The organism is Elizabethkingia bruuniana, from assembly GCF_002024805.1.
GTDB classification, from domain to species: Bacteria; Bacteroidota; Bacteroidia; order Flavobacteriales; family Weeksellaceae; genus Elizabethkingia; species Elizabethkingia bruuniana.
In genome coordinates this window covers 2,228,414-2,248,089 of sequence record NZ_CP014337.1, presented here as the reverse complement: position 1 = coordinate 2,248,089, position 19,676 = coordinate 2,228,414, and the positions used below count along the sequence as shown (strand labels likewise).

At 36.4% G+C, this 19,676-nt stretch carries 21 protein-coding genes; 11 read left to right on the top strand and 10 right to left on the bottom strand.

What is annotated here, in order from left to right; all coding sequences use genetic code 11:
- Positions 1-155: 155 nt before the first annotated feature.
- Positions 156-551, bottom strand: coding sequence for a hypothetical protein (locus AYC65_RS10465; RefSeq protein WP_034869149.1), 396 nt, complete (start codon positions 549-551; stop codon positions 156-158).
- A 16-nt stretch (positions 552-567) separates the two neighbouring features.
- Entirely contained in the window at positions 568-2,265 is a 1,698-nt protein-coding gene (gene ggt, locus AYC65_RS10460) for a gamma-glutamyltransferase (RefSeq protein ID WP_034869147.1), read from the bottom strand.
- 102 nt (positions 2,266-2,367) lie between these two features.
- On the opposite strand from ggt, the gene AYC65_RS10455 reads away from it, so the two are divergent.
- Positions 2,368-3,336 carry an NAD-dependent epimerase/dehydratase family protein gene (locus tag AYC65_RS10455; RefSeq protein WP_034869145.1) on the top strand — a complete coding sequence of 323 codons (969 nt, stop codon included), beginning with the start codon at positions 2,368-2,370 and terminating at the stop codon, positions 3,334-3,336.
- On the top strand, positions 3,337-4,092 hold the full coding sequence (locus tag AYC65_RS10450; RefSeq protein WP_034869143.1) for a polysaccharide deacetylase family protein: 756 nt from the start codon (positions 3,337-3,339) through the stop codon (positions 4,090-4,092).
- A gap of 59 nt (positions 4,093-4,151) precedes the next feature.
- Here AYC65_RS10450 and AYC65_RS10445 read toward each other — a convergent pair whose 3' ends face one another.
- Together AYC65_RS10445 and AYC65_RS10440 are read right to left on the bottom strand one after the other, a co-directional pair.
- The gene (locus tag AYC65_RS10445) at positions 4,152-5,360 is read right to left on the bottom strand and encodes a metallophosphoesterase (RefSeq protein WP_034869140.1); all 1,209 of its coding nucleotides are present in this window, start codon (positions 5,358-5,360) and stop codon (positions 4,152-4,154) included.
- On the bottom strand, positions 5,357-6,421 hold the full coding sequence (locus tag AYC65_RS10440; protein WP_034869138.1) for a 3-oxoacyl-ACP synthase III family protein: 1,065 nt from the start codon (positions 6,419-6,421) through the stop codon (positions 5,357-5,359). The genes AYC65_RS10445 and AYC65_RS10440 overlap by 4 nt, the downstream gene beginning before the upstream one ends.
- A gap of 113 nt (positions 6,422-6,534) precedes the next feature.
- On the opposite strand from AYC65_RS10440, the gene AYC65_RS10435 reads away from it, so the two are divergent.
- The 8 genes from AYC65_RS10435 to AYC65_RS10400 all read left to right on the top strand — a co-directional run bounded on the left by AYC65_RS10435 (position 6,535) and on the right by AYC65_RS10400 (position 13,493).
- Positions 6,535-7,104: a hypothetical protein gene (locus AYC65_RS10435; protein ID WP_034869136.1), complete on the top strand. Its 570-nt coding sequence runs from the start codon at positions 6,535-6,537 to the stop codon at positions 7,102-7,104.
- 10 nt (positions 7,105-7,114) lie between these two features.
- Positions 7,115-7,840, top strand: a complete 726-nt coding sequence (gene ubiE / locus AYC65_RS10430; RefSeq protein WP_034869134.1) for a bifunctional demethylmenaquinone methyltransferase/2-methoxy-6-polyprenyl-1,4-benzoquinol methylase UbiE — start codon at positions 7,115-7,117, stop codon at positions 7,838-7,840.
- Positions 7,841-7,965: 125 nt separating this feature from the next.
- The gene (locus AYC65_RS10425; RefSeq protein WP_034869133.1) at positions 7,966-8,268 is read left to right on the top strand and encodes a hypothetical protein; all 303 of its coding nucleotides are present in this window, start codon (positions 7,966-7,968) and stop codon (positions 8,266-8,268) included.
- Complete coding sequence (locus AYC65_RS10420; protein ID WP_009085149.1) at positions 8,268-8,561, top strand: cell division protein ZapA; 294 nt, start codon at positions 8,268-8,270, stop codon at positions 8,559-8,561. The genes AYC65_RS10425 and AYC65_RS10420 overlap by 1 nt, the downstream gene beginning before the upstream one ends.
- Before the next feature lie 245 nt (positions 8,562-8,806).
- Entirely contained in the window at positions 8,807-10,378 is a 1,572-nt protein-coding gene (gene rny, locus AYC65_RS10415; protein ID WP_034869131.1) for a ribonuclease Y, read from the top strand.
- A 95-nt stretch (positions 10,379-10,473) separates the two neighbouring features.
- Positions 10,474-11,535 carry an SMI1/KNR4 family protein gene (locus tag AYC65_RS10410; protein WP_034869129.1) on the top strand — a complete coding sequence of 354 codons (1,062 nt, stop codon included), beginning with the start codon at positions 10,474-10,476 and terminating at the stop codon, positions 11,533-11,535.
- Between the two features lie 43 nt (positions 11,536-11,578).
- Positions 11,579-12,055 (top strand): hypothetical protein, encoded by a 477-nt coding sequence (locus AYC65_RS10405; protein ID WP_034869127.1) that lies wholly within the window; start codon positions 11,579-11,581, stop codon positions 12,053-12,055.
- Positions 12,056-12,398: 343 nt separating this feature from the next.
- Positions 12,399-13,493: a glycoside hydrolase family 18 protein gene (locus AYC65_RS10400; protein WP_034869125.1), complete on the top strand. Its 1,095-nt coding sequence runs from the start codon at positions 12,399-12,401 to the stop codon at positions 13,491-13,493.
- A gap of 56 nt (positions 13,494-13,549) precedes the next feature.
- On the opposite strand, the gene AYC65_RS10395 is transcribed toward AYC65_RS10400, so the two are convergent.
- The 6 genes from AYC65_RS10395 to AYC65_RS10370 form a co-directional block, all read right to left on the bottom strand.
- Positions 13,550-13,939: a YybH family protein gene (locus AYC65_RS10395; RefSeq protein WP_034869257.1), complete on the bottom strand. Its 390-nt coding sequence runs from the start codon at positions 13,937-13,939 to the stop codon at positions 13,550-13,552.
- A gap of 107 nt (positions 13,940-14,046) precedes the next feature.
- Positions 14,047-14,706 carry an NADPH-dependent F420 reductase gene (locus AYC65_RS10390; RefSeq protein WP_034869123.1) on the bottom strand — a complete coding sequence of 220 codons (660 nt, stop codon included), beginning with the start codon at positions 14,704-14,706 and terminating at the stop codon, positions 14,047-14,049.
- Positions 14,707-14,822: 116 nt separating this feature from the next.
- Positions 14,823-15,398 (bottom strand): Crp/Fnr family transcriptional regulator, encoded by a 576-nt coding sequence (locus AYC65_RS10385; RefSeq protein WP_034869122.1) that lies wholly within the window; start codon positions 15,396-15,398, stop codon positions 14,823-14,825.
- Between the two features lie 5 nt (positions 15,399-15,403).
- Positions 15,404-15,970: a cysteine hydrolase family protein gene (locus tag AYC65_RS10380; protein WP_034869121.1), complete on the bottom strand. Its 567-nt coding sequence runs from the start codon at positions 15,968-15,970 to the stop codon at positions 15,404-15,406.
- Positions 15,967-16,485: a hypothetical protein gene (locus tag AYC65_RS10375; protein WP_052114658.1), complete on the bottom strand. Its 519-nt coding sequence runs from the start codon at positions 16,483-16,485 to the stop codon at positions 15,967-15,969. The genes AYC65_RS10380 and AYC65_RS10375 overlap by 4 nt, the downstream gene beginning before the upstream one ends.
- 6 nt (positions 16,486-16,491) lie before the next feature.
- Positions 16,492-17,193, bottom strand: a complete 702-nt coding sequence (locus tag AYC65_RS10370; RefSeq protein ID WP_034869118.1) for a hypothetical protein — start codon at positions 17,191-17,193, stop codon at positions 16,492-16,494.
- 134 nt (positions 17,194-17,327) lie between these two features.
- Between AYC65_RS10370 and AYC65_RS10365 the strand changes: the two genes are divergently transcribed.
- Entirely contained in the window at positions 17,328-19,646 is a 2,319-nt protein-coding gene (locus tag AYC65_RS10365) for an ATP-dependent helicase (RefSeq protein ID WP_034869115.1), read from the top strand.
- Positions 19,647-19,676: the final 30 nt, after the last annotated feature.

The following is a 19,676-nucleotide window of genomic DNA, read 5'->3' as shown; positions in this document are numbered from 1 at the left end:
TCGGCAAATTTACTCAATAAAATTGGAGGTTTTGGCTTAAAATAAGCTTAATATTATAAATCATAATGATAGATAAAATAAGAATTAGCCATAAAAAAACTGTTGCTTAGTATTTATAAGCAACAGTTTCTATGTTTAATAATAAATAATCCTTATTACTGTTTATTTGTTGTTTCAGAGTTTGGTTGTTTAACCAAAACCTCTTTTTTTCTGAAAAAGAAATAATTAGTACTTTGCTGATTGTATACCTCGGTAGTACTTGTTATAAGTGTATATCCCTGGTCGGATAAGAAGTTTATAGCACTGACTATGGAATTAAAATTTTTCTTTTTCTTGTTCTCATCCAATACTGGGGAGCTTTTATAAGAAGAAAGCCAGTCTGACGATTGTCCGTAATTAATTTCTATTTGAATATTAGAAGATATTAACCTCGGAGAAAAGCGTACAGCTATGTATTCAGATTTCAAATCACTAATTTTAATATCATCCACTGTCTGAGCATTTACCAGAGATGTTAGTGCTACGAGAATGATAAAGATTACTTTTTTCATAAATCAGTTACATGTATTACTTCTCCATAGAAACGGAATCATCTCCACGTCCATCGGCTACAGCATGGTAGTTTCCATTAGGATCTACTACGATCATTTCTACACGTCCAATTTTATCACGTCTTTCGAATTTGTAATTTTTCTTTTCCAGCTCTTTAATGGTATATTCTGGAAAGCCTTTTTCCACAGCTACTGTTTCCGGTAACCACTGGTGGTGGAATTTAGGTGCATTAACAGCAATGTTTGTATTGGCTCCAAAGTCAATAACATCTACAATAGCCTGAAATACAGAAGTAGGAATTGTTGTACCACCTGGTGTCCCGACTACAATATATGGTTTCTTATCTTTTAGTACAATGGTAGGAACCATAGAGCTTAGCATTCTTTTGTTAGGTGCAATCGCATTGGCCTCACCACCTACAGCTCCGTACATATTCGGAACCCCTGGTTTTACAGAGAAGTCATCCATCTCATTATTTAAAAAGAAGCCTGCACCGCTTACAACAGTTTTGCTTCCATAGTAACCATTCAGGGTTGTAGTCACAGAAACCGCATTTCCTTCTTTATCCAGAATACTGATGTGTGTGGTTTGTGTACTTTCTTTTCCGGGATTGATGATTTTACCCACATCTTTGCTTGGTGTAGCAAGATTGGGATTATAGTTGGCAAATCTTTTCTTCAGGTAATCCGTACTGATCAGCATCGCAGTTTTATCCTGAATAAAATCGGGATCTCCCATGTATTCTGCTCTGTCTGCATAAGCACGTCTTTCAGCTTCTACCATTAGCTGCACTGCTTCCGGAGAATTTATTTGCTTATCCTTTAATCCTACAAAATCTGTCATAGTGAGCATTTGCGCCAGCAAAATTCCGCCACTGGAAGGCAAAGGCATTGTAACAACTTCATTTCCTTTATAATCGAAGGTAATAGGTGTTCTGGATTTTACTTTATAATTTTTCAGGTCATTATGAGTAATGATTCCGTTACCTCTTTTCATTTCAGCAACAATAAGATCGGCTGTTTTTCCTTCATAAAAGCCTTTTAATCCTTCTTTCTGGATTCTTCTTAAGGTTTCTGCCAGATCTTTTTGTACAAGGATATCTCCTTCTTTCCAATCGGTATCCTTTACAAAAACAGTAGCATTTTTGTTATTATTCAGGAAGTTTTTCTTTGTAGAGTTTAACAGGTTGGCTTCAGCTTGGGTAACAGCAAATCCTTTTTCAGCAAGATCAATAGCAGGCTGAATCAGCTTTTCCATAGGAAGCTTTGCATATTTATGCATTTCGTATAATCCCGCTACAGAGCCCGGAACGCCAACAGCAAGCCATCCATATTGGCTAAGATCTGTATTGGCATTTCCTTTTTTATCGATATACATATCCTTATGGGCTTTTGCCGGTGCCGTTTCACGGTAGTCTAACGACAGTTTTTTTCCGTCTGCAGTTGTGGCAACCATAAATCCGCCGCCACCAATATTTCCTGCCTGAGGATATACTACCGCGAGAGCATATTGAGCTGCAATTGAAGCATCAAATGCATTTCCGCCTTCATTCATTACCAATGTACCTGCTTCGCTGGCAAGCGGATGTGCTGATACAACGACGCCTTTATTTTTTACTTTCACTTCTTTTACCACTCTTACGTCAGTGTACTGAGCAAATAAAAGGGTAGAAGTAGTTGAAATAATCCCAATAGTAAAGAGTAATTTTCTCATAAGATCAATTTGTGTCTACAAAAATAAATAAACCTGTCAGATTCTTTATTATGTTTTAGATAATAATTAAATTTGCTTCTTTAAAATATTGAAACAATAATTATGGAGTCACACACGGAAAGAATTTTGATTACTGGCGCATTAGGCCAGATAGGTACTGAATTATGCATTCGCTTAGCAGCAATATACGGAAGAGAAAACATATTCGGGCTTGGGCTGGAAGATGAAAGTAAAGCCGTCGATTCTGCTGCAGGTACTTATGTCAAAATGGATGTGACTGATTCTGCATCTATCGAAAAATTTGTAACAGAAAACAAAATAACAACTGTATATCATTTAGCATCTCTTTTATCCGGAACTTCAGAGAAGAACCCGCCACTAGCATGGAGAATTAACGTAGATCCGTTAATTCACTTTCTGGAAATGGCAAAAGATAAGAAAATTAATAAACTTTTCTGGCCGAGTAGTATTGCTGTATTCGGACGTGAAATTCCTAAAACAGATGTAGGACAGGAAGTACCATTAAATCCTTCTACGGTATATGGAATTTCTAAACTCGCAGGAGAGAAATGGTGTGAATATTACCACAATAAATATGGTGTAGATGTTAGAAGTATCCGTTATCCCGGACTTATTTCATGGAAAGCGCCTGCAGGTGGCGGAACAACGGATTACGCTGTTGAAATTTTCTATAAGGCTATTGAAGATGGTAAATACACCAGCTTTATAAAAGAAGATACAGCAATGCCAATGCTGTACATGGACGATGCAATCAATGCAACATTACAGCTAATGGATGCTCCTGCTGAGCAATTGTCAGTAAGAACATCTTATAACCTTGGAGGTATGTCTTTTACTCCGGCAGAATTGGCGGTTGAAATTAAAAATGAAATGCCTACATTTGAAATAAGCTACGAACCTGATTTCCGTCAAGCCATCGCAGACAGCTGGCCTGCAAGTATAGATGATGCTGTAGCTAAGAAGGACTGGGGGCTGAAATATGATTTCGATATTACCTCTATGACCAAAGACATGTTAGAGAATTTAAAAAAGAAGTTGGCTAAAGCCTAAATGATATTATTAACATTCAATCTTCGAAGTTTTCAAGTCCCTACTGAAAAGCAGGGACTTTTTTCAATGAAAGAACTGGATGAGATTAGTGTTAAGGGAACGCAGAGCCTTCTGCGTATTTTAGAAAATGCCGAAATACAGGCCACTTTCTTTATTGAAAGTCATTTTGCAGAGCGCAACCCGGAGCTTATAAAAAGCATCGTTGCTAAAAGCTTTGGAATAGCCCATTGGTATACCGAAGACAATATAGATCAGCTGGCAGAATCTAAAAAGATATTAGAGGAAGTATCCGGGAAGAAGATATTCGGAATCCGATATGCTCCCCATTGTGATGTTTCTGCTGATGATCTTAAAAATCTGGATTATGTGTATGATGCCAGTTTCGAGCCTCGGGATATATCTCAATATCTGAAAAAGATAACCCGGAAAACAACTCAGTATGTAAAGGACGATATTATGTATCTTCCGGTTTCACAATCTCCAATGACAAGATTACCATTCAGTGATTTTTCTTTTCAATTTTTGCCACTAAGGTATTATGAGGGAATGGTGCTGGAAACAGTGAATCAGGATGAATACACTTTATTGTACTATTATCCATGGCAGTTTATGAATGTTAAATCACCTGATTACGGATTGCCCTTCTACCGAAAATATAATTTGGGGGATAAAATGTATCATAAGTTCTCTGAATTTCTGAAATGGATTAATGAGAACGATTTTGCTACAGCAACCCTGAGGGAGTATTTTTTCTAAAATTTTTATAAAAAAAATCACACTATAAAAATAGTGTGACTGTATATTGCTGAAGTATCTTAGCTTAATTCAAATACTGTGATTTCTGGTTTTACGCCGACTCTTCCCGGATAACCAATAACACCAAATCCACGGTTAACATAAAGGTATTTGCCCATCGATTCATATAAGTCTGCCCATTTCGGATATTTATATTGTACTGGAGACCATTTAATGTTCTTTAAGTCTAATCCAAACTGCATACCGTGCGTATGTCCGGATAAAGTTAAATGAATATTGGACGGGTGTTTTTTTACAATCTCATCAAAGTGAGTAGGATCGTGAGACATCAGGATCTTTGCAGCATCTGCAGGAACCCCCTGTGTTGCTTTATCCAAATCTCCATATTGCGGGAATGGAGGAAGTCCCCAGTTTTCAACACCTACGATATAAAGTTTTTCTCCGTTTTTCTCAATAATTCTAAACTCGTTACGAAGCATATCGAAACCAGCCTGTTTTTCAAGTTCTATAAGTTTTGGAATATTCTGATCGTGTTCTGCCTGACTTTTCCATGTTCCATAACCACCATAATCATGATTACCAAGAACTGCCAGTTTTCCGTCTTTAGATTTTATAGTGGAGAACAGTTTTACAAAAGGGACAAACTCTTCAGCATAAGCATTTACCATATCTCCTGTAAACAAGATAAGGTCAGCATTCTGCTCATTAATCATATCTATTGCATGCTGCAATTTAGCAGGATCGGAGAAACTTCCGCTGTGTACATCAGAAATTTGAAGGACTTTATAGCCTTTAAAGCTTTTAGGCAGGTTAGGAATTTTTACCTTAATGTTTCTTACAAAATATCTGTATTTACCCCATATCATTCCGTCGAAGAATGAATAGGAGAGTGCTGCTCCCAATCCCAATGCTGTCAGGCTTAAGAATTTTCGTCTTTCAGGAAAAGTTTTTGCAGGTTTTGTAAAACGCTGTAAGGTGTATTCTGCAATGCGAAAAATATCGCCTAGAAGCAGAATAACAGCAATTAATACTTTCGGTACCAGAAACATGGTAAACAGAGCAGCTAGCCAATGTACTTTGGTCTGGTCTCTGGATCCCTTTTCGAAAGTAAGCATAAGGGTAATAATAATACCGTATAGCAGTATTGTTATTACCCAGTATGTTAATCTTATTTTTTTATTCTTAGTTATGTTTTTTATGGCCTGATATACATATAATTCTAATATCAGGATTATTCCGAAAACATAAGGGAAGATTTTTTGAATCATTCGTTTTTATAGATGAGGCAATTGATGTTCATGCCGGCACCTACTGAAGCCATGGCAACATAACCACCCTTCTTGAAAGAATGCCCCTGCATTTTGTCTTTTTTAATCAGATCATACATCGTAGGCACAGTTGCTACTGAAGAGTTACCAAATTCCTGAATGGTCATCGGAGCAATCTCTTCTCTGTATTCTTTACCGTAAAGTTTGAATAGTCTGTGGATAATAGCGTGATCCATTTTAGCATTCGCCTGGTGGATAAGGATTTTGTCGATATCATCAATGTCTAATCCAGCCTGACTGATGGTGTCTTTTATAGCATCCGGAACATTTTTCAGAGCATATTCGTAAATTTTACGACCACGCATACGGATGAATAGTCTTTCCGGTCCTACTTCCGGATTAAGAGAACAACCATTGCTAAGGTAATCCAGTTCTGCATCGTTATCACAAATCGTACTGGAAGTGATAAATCCTTCTTCGGTATTTTCTTTAGCCTGCAGAATAACAGCTCCCGCTCCATCAGCAAAGATTAATCTGTCTCTGTCATATATATCTACTACACGGCTTAAGGTTTCTGTACCCACAACCAGAATAGTTTTTGCTCTTTTAGCCTGAATAAGATCGTTGGCAAGGATCATTCCTTCTACCCATCCCGGGCAGCCAAAGATCATATCATAATTAATACATTTGCGGTTTTTAATCCCCAGTTTACTTTTTATTCTCGCAGAAACTGAAGGCATAAAGTTAGCCAGTCCGTTCTGTGTAACTTCACCAAAGTTACTCGCCGCAATAACATAATCTATAGTTTCCGGATCTATTCCTGCTTCTTCAATAGCTTGTTGGGCTGCTTTAGTACCAATATCACTGTTTAAAAGGTCATCTGTAACATAACGGCGTCTTTCAATCTCCGTAATCTCAACAAACTTTTTTACAATCTCCTCATTAGATTTTTCAATCTTATTACCATTTTCATCATAGAAAACAGCGTCATTAAAGTATGATCCGTCAATTACTCTTTCAGGAAGGTAGTGACCGGAACCGGTGATTACACTTTTAAGCATCAGTTTTTAATATATAAAAAGTAAATTATTAATAGTTGGCAAAGGTAAGAATTAAATATATATAATAGTGAAAACAAAATTATTATTAACTTTGCAGAGCTTATTTTTGACGTATGAAGAAGCTTGGTGCATCGGCGAAAGGCCTTATTTTTTCAGTGTTGGCTGCGGTCGTGGCTTTTGCTGTTTACTATATCTATTTAAAAAAAGAAAACCATTACCTGGTAGACAATCCCACTCCTGATACTTTTTACTTTAAAGTGAATAACGGAGAAGAGAATATTATTGCTTCCGGACAGTATGTGACAGTAGACCTTAATAAAGGCCAGAATAACATAAAAGTGTTTGATAAGAACAAGAAAATGCTTTATGATTCTGCTTTTACTGTAAACAAGCTGCGTGGTTTACTGAACATTGCTCACAAGGACTATTATGTAAACAGACAGTACTATGGATACAATCTGAACAAAGATTCGCTTCGTGCAAAGCATAATATTGTTGTAGATGGAGAAACTCTTTTTACCGATGCTAAGAAGATAAACAAACTGTATACTGAAGATTTCTATTACAACATCAATGAAGAATATGATAAAGTGATTAAGTATATTCAGAAAGTAGAATCCAGAACAAAAATATTCAGAAAGCAGGACTTCTTAAACTACTACAAAGATTATTATAACGAATAAAAACAATATTTTGGAACATAATACAATAACCCCATATAATTCAGAACAAAGTAAGAAAAATCAGGTAGAGGAAATGTTTGATAACATTGCCCCTAAATATGATTTGCTTAACCACGTTTTGTCCATGAAAATAGATGTTACATGGAGAAACAAGCTGGTAAAGTGGCTTAAAATTGACAGTCCAAACAGAATTCTGGATGTAGCAACAGGTACAGGAGATCTGGCACTGACTATACAAAAAGGAACAGGTGCTGATGTTGTTGGATATGACCTGTCTCAGCAAATGCTGAATGTAGGGGTGGAGAAAGTGAAAAAAGCAGGCCTTCAGGACAAAATCCAGATGATAAAAGGAGATGCAGAGCATATGCCCTTCAAGGATAATGAGTTCGATGCAATTACAGCTGCATTTGGCGTAAGAAACTTCGAAAATCTTGAAAAAGGACTTGCTGAAATGAAAAGAGTTGTAAAAACAAACGGAAACGTATTTATTTTGGAATTTTCCAAAGTTGAAGGTTTCTTAGGGCCGTTTTACATGTTTTATTTCAAAAATATTCTACCCAATATAGGAAAGCTTATTTCTAAAGACAGCCGCGCATATACTTATCTGCCGGATTCTGTAAATGCATTCCCTTATGGTGAGAAGATGAAAAATATATTGCTGAATTTAGGATTTTCTAAAGTTGAATATAAAAAACTGACTTTCGGAATCGCAACTATTTATAAAGCAACAAAGTAAAAAATAAACAGATCAGCTTTGTCTATTGGGGCGATAGGCTGATAAAATAAAATTGAAGCAAACATTAACAAATGTTAAATTAATTTGTTACTTTTGCTTTTAGGTTAGAATTATAAACTTCGAAAATGCTGAAGGATTTAGAAAGCAATTTTGTATCACTGGAGAAAAAGATTCTTAGGTTAACAGCTAATTATAAGAATCTTTCAGAAAAATATGCAGAGCTTTCGGATAAATATGAAAAGCTGAGGACGAAATATGAAGATGAAAGCAGCAAAAATGAAGAATTACAGGAAGAACAGAGAAGAATAAAATTAATGTCTGCTATATCAGGTAATCCGGAACATAACCGATTGATGAAAAACCACATCAACAGGTTGGTAAAAGAGATAGATTCCTGTATAGCACAACTTCAAAACACAGGCATATAATGGATTTTAGAAGAATAACCATCAATATAGCCGGAAGAAACTATCCGTTGAACGTTCCCGCAGCTGAGGAAGAAACACTGCGTAAGGTTGGGAAACAGATAGAGGATATGATAAAGGAATTTGAAGCGAATTTCGCCGTTAATGATAAACAGGATGCTTTAGCAATGTGTGCCTTAAGACTGGGTACCAATGCGGAGATTAATAAACTTAACGACGAAAAGAATATAAGCATTTCGAATGAAAAGTTAATTCATTTGAATAATTTATTGCAAAACGAATTAGAGGAATTATAATATTCGTCTTTTAACGACTGCCTACATTAGTTCTAACACAAGCAGGTAAACTCAACGCAAACAATTTGCCGAGCGAATGTTTACTGAATGGCGTGCCGGATTTATCCGGATTACAGACAGTAAAAATCAGCTCAAATCGTGTAGATTCGGAGTTTACTCTAATCAATAGAGCTGATGTGGGCTTTTTTTATGGTGTAAAAACAGAAACAAAAAAGGAAATAAAAAAAGAAAATTAAACTATATATATGACAACCACTATCATCATTGTCGGCATTTTATGCCTCGTTATAGGAGCACTGGTTGGCTTTTTACTATCAAAAAGTTCGCTAAACTCCAAAGCCCGATTTATTATTGAAGACGCCAAAAAAAGTGCAGAAAACCTTGTAGAAAAGGCAAATGTACAAGCAGAAAGTATAAAGAAGGAAAAAAATGTACAGGCTAAAGAAAAGTTTCTTGAACTAAAAGCCGAGCATGACAACAATATTCAGCAGCGTGAAAAGAAAATGCAGGAAGCTGAAAAAAGAACAAAAGACAAAGAAAATAAGCTTAATGATGAGCTTTCTAAAGTCGGGAAATTAGAGAAAGATCTTACCCGTCAGAATCAGGATCTTGAAAAGAAAATTGAGCAAATGGAGATTCGCCAGCAGGAACTGGCTACTGCTACTGCTCAGAAAGTTGAATTATTACAAAAGATTTCAGGGTATTCTGCTGATGAGGCTAAGGCTGAATTGGTAGAGGCAATGAAAGGAGAAGCTAAATCCAAAGCACAGGCTTTTGTTACCAATGTAATGGATGAAGCAAAACTGAATGCAAAAAACGAAGCTCGTAAGATTGTTATTCAGACTATTCAGAGAATCGGTACAGAGCAGGCGATTGAGAACTCTGTGTCTGTATTCAACATCGAATCTGATGAAATTAAAGGTAGAATTATTGGCCGTGAAGGACGTAACATCAGAGCTTTGGAAGCTGCTACAGGGGTAGAGATTATTGTAGACGATACTCCGGAAGCTATTTTGCTTTCATGTTTTGACCCGGTAAGAAGAGAAATCGCAAGATTATCTTTACACCGCTTAGTAACCGACGGACGTATTCACCCTGCAAGAATTGAAGAAGTTGTAAACAAAACAACGAAACAAATCGAGGAGGAGATTATTGAAGTAGGTAAGAGAACAATCTTAGATTTAGGAATCCACGGTCTCCACCCGGAATTAGTGAAAATTGTAGGTAGAATGAAGTACCGTTCTTCATACGGACAAAACTTGTTACAACACTCCAGAGAAGTAGCAAATATTGCTGCTACAATGGCTGCAGAATTAGGACTAAATGTTAAACTGGCTAAGAGAGCAGGTTTATTACACGATATAGGTAAAGTTCCTGAGCAGGAATCTGAGCTTCCACACGCACTTTTAGGAATGCAGTGGGCAGAGAAGTTTGGTGAAAATCCTGAGGTTATTAATGCAATCGGAGCTCACCACGATGAAATCGAGATGACTTCTTTATTATCTCCGATTATTCAGGTTGCCGATGCTATTTCAGGAGCAAGACCTGGTGCAAGAAGACAGGTACTGGAATCTTATATGCAGAGACTTAAAGACCTTGAAGCTGCAGCATTAAGCTTTGACGGAGTATCCAGTGCATTTGCAATTCAGGCTGGTAGAGAACTTCGTGTAATGGTAGAGAGTGGTAAAGTGAACGATGATGTAGCAGCACAGCTTTCCTATGATATTTCCGAGAAAATTCAGAATGAATTGACATATCCGGGACAGGTAAAAGTAACGGTAATCCGTGAAACAAGAGCTGTAAATATCGCAAGATAACAGACTGAGTTATTCAGTGAAATAATAAATATAAAGCACCGCAACAGCGGTGCTTTTTTGTGTTTAAATGATTATATTCGCTAAAAAGAGTATATATGACCAGAATTTGTTTCACAGCTGATAGTTTTGATATTAACGGAAATTCCATAGCTCTTCCGCTGCCTATAAATGAACTGGAAAATATCCTGGGCAAAGCCCGCGTTTTTGCCGGAGAGTATAATACCGTTTATACCTGGTCGGAATTGGGGCTAAAAGCGTACTCTAAGGAAGGAAATTTGGCCGAGACTGTTGATGTAGTCTTCGAGGCAGAAGATTATGAGCATTCACCGGAAAAAGTTTTTACAGGAGAACTTTTACTAAATGGAATGGATATAAAAGAATATTATATCAATAATAAAGATAAGCGTATAAAATTGTGGGATGATGATCCAAACGGAGCATTTGTTTTTAATAACCATAGTTTATGGCTGGATATAGAAGACGGAGTATTTAATACAGTATCTATAGAAGCCTATACAAAAGGAGAGACAAAGACTTTGGAATCACTGCCACTGGATGCAGGATTCGAAGATTTAGCTGTACTATGGAATAAATGGATTGCTGCCATCAAAGAATATGTAGATGAAGACAATGCTTATTATAATCTTACTCATGGTATTACCGCCGGACAAATGCATGAAACAGAAGTGCAATTGGAGGTACCGTTACCTGGAGTTCTGTTAAATTTCTATAAAGTGCATAATGTAAGATGGAATGCTGTAACTTCGGCTTTTAGCTTTAGTGTAAATGGTTGGAGCTATGACTTGTTACCATTCGAAAAAATTATAGATGAATGGGAAGAAATACAGGACTTAAATGATGATGAAGTATTAGGTGCGGAAATGAAGGAAGGATATTCTGATAAAGTCAAAGCTGTTAACTATGCAAATCCAAAATGGATTCCTTTTGCGGAGGGACGAAATGGTGATTACCTGCTAATTGATACAGATCCAAGTGAGAAAGGTAATTTCGGACAGATTATCGAGTTACAGAATGAAGGCTGGACAAGAAATGTAGTAGCTTCTTCACTAGAAGAGGTGATAACGCAAGAAATAGAGATTATTAAAAGCGAAGGTAATAACAGGTTCGGATTTATTCAGGAAAATGGTAAGTTTTAATTTTCAGATATAAATAGATAATCGGTATAAAATTCAAATAAAGATGAAATACAAGAGCTATTATTTAATGTTATTGGGTTTATTGCTTCCTTTGGCTTTTAGCGGCCAGCAAAAGGATTTAACAAAAGCTCCGTTTGAGTGTGATCTGCTAAAAGCTTATGCAGAGCCTATAAAGGGTCTTAAATTTGAAAGATGCGAGGAGCCTAAGGAACTTTCTCAGCTTATGACAACTGCTTACTATAGCGTAGCGGGTAAAGATCATGTAAGGATTGAAAAACTTTTGCGAGAAAAATACAAAATGCCGAAACTAGTTCCTTTTATGGGGCATTATGAGACCGAACATGGAGGCAGTGGTATAATAAGAAAACAAGAAGGCGAGAACGGATCTCTATATGAACTTGATGTGAAAATGTCGGGTAAGATGAAGTCCGGAACGGATCCGAAAACTGGTCGGTATACTGTAGACAGCAACAGCAATTTAGCGGAGTATACAGTTACCGTTTCTATATGGGAATTATAGGTGTTGTAGAGTAGATTGATCATCGAAAATTATTGTGAAAAATAATCTGCTCCTGTTAATGTAGCTACAAAAGCATCAAAAGAATTATGGATCTGATATAAGAGCCTGTTTAAATTTTATTGTTAATACTCTTCGACAGGCTCAGAGTGACATTGCCTGTCCAAAATAGCTTCCTTTTAGGAGTGTCAGGCTGAGCCTGTCGAAGTCTAATATTTTTTTAATCAGAATTTAAACAGACTCTAAAAAGCTATGTCAGGTTTTAAACCTTGGCAAGGCTGCGATTTTTTTACTTTTACTCCGTTTTTGTTTAAATTCATTATCTTTAGTCTGGAAAACTAAAATTATGAATGATAACTTTACAATTTCTTTTAGGAAAATAGTCTTTTTCCTGTTTCTTACATTCAGTTTGAATATAGCTTTTGGGCAACAAAAACAATATAAGGTAGTGGCTTATATTTCTTCGGATAGTACTTCTTTAATGCAGTATGACCTGAAGAAAGTTACCCACCTTATTTACGGATTTGCCCATTTGGATAATGAAGGAAAGATTAGTATCAACAAGAAAAAAGACACTGTGATGCTAAAAACCTTTGCCGAATTAAAGAAAAAGCATCCCAAACTAAAAACAATGATCGCTTTAGGAGGTTGGACAGGATGTTTTACCTGTTCTGCAACATTCTCGGATAAGAACAAAAGGATAGAATTTGCAAAATCAACAAAGGCATTTATCGATCACTTTAAACTGGACGGAATCGATTTAGACTGGGAATATCCCGCAATAAAAGGACCACCTGAGCATTTATACCAGGATCAGGATAAGCCAAATTTTACGGATCTTGTTATACAGTTGCGTAAAGAATTGGGAAAGACTAAACTGATTACATTTGCAGCCGGAGGATTTGGTGATTTCTTTGAGAAATCTATTGAATGGCAGAAAGTAAATCCATATCTAGATTTCGTAAATCTTATGAGCTACGATCTTGTGCATGGTTATTCTACTGAAACAGGGCATCAGTCTGCATTATATTCTAACAGATCTCAGGACGAGTCTATAGACAGAGCTGTAGATTTTTTCAGGAAATATAAATTTCCTTTAAGTAAAGTTGTTGTTGGTGTGCCTTTTTACACCCGTTATTTTCAGGTTGAAGATACCAGTGATAATGGCTTGTTTAAAGCGGCTAAGTTTGTAAGTGGCAAAGATTATAAAAATAATAAAGATACTATGGAATCCGATGGCTTTGTGGCTTATTGGGATTCGACAGCATCAGTGCCTTACTGGTTCAATGCAGAGAAAAAGCTTTTTGCTACCGGTGATAACAAGAAATCGATTAAGATAAAAACCGATTATATCAAAAAGCAACGTCTGGGTGGTATTATGTTCTGGGAACTTGCCAGTGATGCGCCAAAAGATGGATTATTAGACGCTATTGAATTTTAATAAAAAAGCCCTCAGCTAAAAAGTGAGGGCTTTTTATTTTTTGTTAATTGTATAACCTATTCAGATTTGTTAAACATATATCTGGATATTTTCCATTCTCCATTTTCCTTTTTTAGTAAGAAAAACTCTCTGTTTTCTTCAGGTATAGATTGATCGGTTGCATTTATAATGACATTTCCCTTTGAAGATGTTCTGGCAAATGCTACATCTCCATTTACAAGAACCTCTTCAATATTAAACTTTACATTTAACCGTATGGTTTTAAAAATATTGCTGTATGATTCTTTCAATTGCTCCGTTCCTGTAGCGGTAGGAAGGGTAGTAGGCATAAATACTCCGTCCTGTGTATATATTTGTAATACCTTACTTACATCGGCTGTATTTAAAGCATCTCCATAACTATTTAAAACGTTCTCAATTGATGCTTTTTCTGCTGAATTTTCCATTTTGATTTGATTTTGATTGGTGCTCTGCATTTCTGTTTTATTTTGACATGACTGGGCTGATAATAACAGAATTGCTATTACTAAGATTCTCATATTGCATGTATTGATTATGAATTGGTTACTATTTGTCTGGCTTCATCCAATGTAACGGTTTTTCCAAGTGCTCCAAATTCATGAAGATCTCCAAATACTTCAATGCGAATGGCCTGATCAATCCCTCCGATATGGAACGGAACAAATCCGCTTGCTGTAATAAGTTCTTCTACAACTTTATTAGTCTTAATATTGTCAGAAGCATAAAAAAGAACTTTTCTTTCAGGTGTATTGAATGCTGCATTTGTTAATGTTGCAGCTGCTAGTGTGCCAAATGCTTTTACCAGAATACTATTGGGTGGTAATAGCGCCGAAAGATTTTTTCCGGCAGATTCGTTTTCACTGATAATCTTTTTGAATCCACCATTCTCATCAGGAGCAATAGGATTAGAAACATCAATAATAATTTTTCCCTGAAGCTCCTGAGCATAGGTTTTCAGAAACTCTTTAATTTTATCATAATAAATTGTGGGAATAATAACATCAGCTTCTTTAACAGCCTCTGCTATTTCCATTGGAGTTGTTGAAGCTCCCAAATGAGATGAAAGTTCTTGTGCCTGGCCAAGTTCTCTGGATGCCAGAATTACAGGATAGTTACCTTTTGTTAGATCAGAAGCAATAGCTTTTCCGATGTTACCTAAGCCGATAATGGCTACTTTTGTTGTAGTGTTCATTGTGTTTATATTTAAAAATTGTATGTCGAAACTGACAATACAAAGCTATGATGAATGAACGGTGAATGTCTATAATCTAAATTAAGAAATAGTCTTAATCTAGATTAAGGGTAGCTTTATTTTCGTACTCTTTCATTTCTTATTTTACTTAGAAATTCAGGAGTAATTCCTAAATAAGAAGCGATTTGAGTATTGGGTACTCTGTTGGAAAGATGAGGATATTGTTTTAGAAAATTCTCATAACGTTCGTAGGCTGTTGCACTGAAAGTGAGAAGTAATCTGTTTTGAAGCTCAATATATTTATTCTCAATAATAACACGGAAATTACGGTCGAACTTAGGGAAATTTGTATATAAGTACCATAAATCTCCTTTAGAAATTTGTAAGATTACCGAAGGTTCCATCGCTTCGATAAAAAGCCTGGAGGGTTTTTCATTATGCAGGCTGTCAATATCAGCAACCCAGTCATCTTCTGCTGCAAAAGTCAGATTGTATTCCGTTCCGGAATGATCTACTCCGTACATCTTGAAACAGCCTTCTACAATGTACGTGAAATATTTACAGGTATCTCCTTCCTGCAGAATAAACTGTCTGCGTTTTATTCTTTTCTCAATCAGACGACTTGTTAGTGCCTCTGATTCTTTTTCATTCAACGGTAAATATTTTCCAAAATGCTGGATAATGCTTTTCATATAGCCTATAATTCATTTAGTAATTTCTCAGAGCTCCATACTGTGGCAAACTCATCATTCAAATTAGCAAGTGCTGTTAAATGTATTATTTCCGAGTCATATCTTTCACCATTGATTCCTGTTCTGTCAAAGGCAGCTGTGGCATCAGAAATTATATAAGTTTCATAGCCATAATTTCCTGCCATTCTTGTAGTGGTCGATACGCAATGATTGGTCGTTATGCCCGTAATGACCAGAGTATTTATTCCTTCCCTGTCTAGTCTCTCTTTCAGATCAGTTCCTATAAAAGCACTGTTTACATTTTTTGTAATAATGGGTTCATTATCCAGCGGAAGAACATATTCATTAAATTCAAATCCTGAATTGGTTTCATGTAATTTTGAATCTGGATTAGTGGAACTGTGCCGGATATGAAATATAGGCAGGCTCAGTTCTCTCCATTTATTTAAAATTGTACCACTTATTTCTTCGGCGTTTTTGTTATTTCTGTTACCGCCCCAATAGTCTTCATCCAGAAAACCTTTCTGGATATCGATTAAAATAGGAGAAGGTTTCTTTTCACGTAATTTCATTTTGTATTTTTAAACAACTTTGTGAAAAAAATATTTTTCGATTCGGGTGATTCCGGAACTTTGTTTTTCAAATCTTTATTGAAAGCTAAAGCTATAGTTACAAATTCGTCATTATATATTCTGGTATCAATTCCAATTTTATTTAGAAGTTCATTGGCATCAGTTCGTATTGATACCCAATTTTCATGATGGTCTATAAATTTCCAATCCCAAATTTCATTAGGAATGGAATCCACTTTTGTTTTGAAAATACGCAGGTCTTCTTTGTACTTTAGATCAATTAAATTATTTCTGAAGACTGTTTCAAAAAGAACATAGGTAAATGCGTAATCAAGTTCCTCATATAATTCGGTAAGAGGATCTATTAAGATGGGAGCCATTTCATCCAGTTGTTCAACATTATATGTAAAAAGAATAATAGCATTTATAATATTAGTATAATAGAATTTTACATGATTATCGTATTCTGCTAACTCCTCAGGAGAAAAACCTGGAATATCTGATTTTTTATCCATAATTTTCTAAAATAAACTCTGCATAAAACTTTTAGCTTCAATATATTCAATGTGACAACTTTGTGGGATTTCTGTTCCGGTTTCATCAAAGAAATGTATAATGAGAAACTGCATCAGATTTTGTGGATGCTCCTGTCGCTTTTTAAAACTGTATTTTTTCTTCTGATCCAGTGGTTGTGTTTTTAGTATCTGCTCAGTGACCTGATAAGTACTGTGTTCCATATCGGTATCTATATTTTTCCATTCAGCACTGAATTGTACAGTATTTTTAGGAAAGACAACAAATTCCAGACTATGTTTCTCAGGATCAAAAGAGACTGCTGATGCATCGTGTTCATTCCATTGAAATCCTTTCATTAAAGCTAGTCCTTCATTATTCAACAATCCTTTTTCAGTAGTCTTTTTTCCTGGCTGAGATTCCGGATCATGCTTCATAATGTCATGTAGTAGCTTGGCAACACGGCGGTGAATGTTTTTGTCCTGTATATTTTTCAGTTCATTTTCCAGAGCCGTCCGCAAAAGTTTTCCCATGCGGGAACATCTTCCGAATTCCGACGCATTCTGGGTAACTTTACTGTATTTGGGATCATTTTTAAGATCACCTTTTTTAAAACCTCCTGCCCGGCGGATTACGAGTTTACCATTCATCTGGTAGAAAGAGTAGCCTTCTTTCATGGCTTCACGGATAAGGTCTCTGTTAATTTCCATATCTGCTGTTTTTACAAATGTATATATTTTTTCAGTATAGATATAGTATAGAGATACTTACGAATTAAATTTGTTGAATTCCAACTGCCAAAACTTTTCCTTAAATTTGTATTCCTAAAAATTGTAGACACGGAATGGATTATCTGAAAGGACTTAATGAATCACAATACGAAGCGGTAACAACTATCCAGGGACCATTGATGGTATTAGCGGGAGCGGGTTCCGGAAAAACCAGAGTACTAACCATGCGTATTGCTCATCTTATACAAAATGGGGTAGATCCTTTCAATATTCTGGCACTAACCTTTACCAATAAAGCAGCACGAGAGATGAAAGAGCGTATTGCAAGGGTAGTGGGAGATAGCGATGCTAAAAGTATATGGATGGGAACATTTCACTCCATATTTGCCAGAATACTCCGTATGGAAGCCCATTACCTTGGATTTCCATCTAATTTTACAATTTATGATAGTCAGGATGCACTGAATGTTATAAAAAAAGTGCTGAAAGAGATGTCTATCGATTCAGATTTGTATAAACCGAAAAAAGTACTGAACAGAATTTCTCAGTATAAAAACAATCTGATTACAGTAAATGCCTATTTCAACAATCCGGAGCTGATGGAAGCTGATGAAATGGCTAATATGAAGTTGTTGGGTGAGATATACCGTAAGTATGTTGAAACTTGCTACAAATCGGGAGCGATGGATTTTGATGACCTGTTGTTACGTACCAACGAGCTTCTAACCAGATTCCCGGAAGTACTGGCAAAATATCAGGACAGATTCCGTTACATTTTGGTAGATGAGTATCAGGATACCAACCACTCCCAGTATCTTATTGTAAAAGCACTGGCTTCTAAATTCGAGAACTTGTGCGTGGTAGGAGACGATGCACAGTCAATCTATGCCTTCCGTGGTGCGAATATCTACAACATTCTGAACTTTAAAAAAGATTATCCGGATGCGGTTACTGTTTCCCTGGAACAGAATTACCGTTCTACTCAGAATATTGTAAATGCTGCAAACGATGTTATTGCTAAAAATCAGCAGCAGTTTAAGAAAAATGTTTTCAGTGAAAACGAACCGGGAGATAAGATACAGGTTTACCGAAGTCTTTCTGATGCTGATGAAGCCAACTTCGTTGCATCGCAAATTCTGGAAAACAGTATGCGAAATCAGCGTAAATACAGTGATTTTGCAATTCTATACAGAACCAACTCTCAGACCCGTGCATTTGAAGATGCATTGAGAAGAAAGAATATTCCATATAAAGTATATGGTGGACTTTCATTCTACCAGAGAAAAGAGATCAAAGATTTAATTGCTTATTTAAGACTTCTGGTTAATGAAAACGATCAGGAAGCTTTGCTTCGTATTATCAACTATCCAACAAGAGGTATCGGGGAAACGACGCAGAATAAACTGATTGTTACTGCCGATCAACTGAATGTTTCAATGGCTGAATTGTTGAATAACCTTCAGATGTATGGGCCACAGACAGGATTTAATGCAGGTACACTCAACAAGCTTTCAGAATTCTGGAATATGATCAAAGCCTTTCAGGTGATGATGAAGACAGAAACCGTTTATCAAGTGGCTATGGATGTTGCACAGAAGAGTGGACTACTAAAGCTGCTAAAGGATGACCAAACTCCGGAAGGTGTTTCCCGTATGGAAAACATTCAGGAACTAATGAACTCATTACAAGGGTTTATTGAAGAGCAACAACAGTTAGAAGACGGTGATCCCGGCCTTTCTAATTTCCTTGAAAATATTGCACTTTCTACAGATACTCAGGATAAGGACGATGACAACAATAAAGTATCTTTAATGACCATTCACTTGTCAAAAGGTCTGGAATTCCCTGTAGTGCATATTGTAGGTCTGGAAGAGAATCTATTCCCGTCGTTTATGAGTGCTAATACCCGTGAGGAGCTGGAAGAAGAGAGACGTTTGTTTTATGTAGCGCTTACAAGAGCTGAAAAACAGGCTATATTCTCGTATGCTGTTTCCCGTTTTCAGTGGGGTAAAATTACGGATTCCGAGCCAAGCCGTTTCTTAAGTGAAGTCGATACAATGTATCTGGATTTTCTGAATCCGGCAACTGATACCCGGTTCAGAAATTCTTCAGGACTTACCTCTAGTCTTTTTGATGACGCACCGCCTCCACGCTTGGTAAAAAAAGATGCACCTAAGAAGCTGGCACCAACTCCGGCTTTAACGCCTAAAAACCTTAAACCTGTAGCTTCTGCAAAAATTAACAATCCATCTGGTGGAACCACAGATCATATTGAAGTAGGAGATATGGTACGACATGATCGTTTTGGAGTGGGCGAAGTTGTCTTTCTGGACGGAACGGATCCGCAGAATATAAAAGCAAAAGTATTGTTCCAGCATGAAGGCGAGAAAAACCTGATTCTGAAATTCGCGAAGCTGACGAAAATTTCCTAAGGGAATTTAGAGATAAAAAAAAGCCTGTCA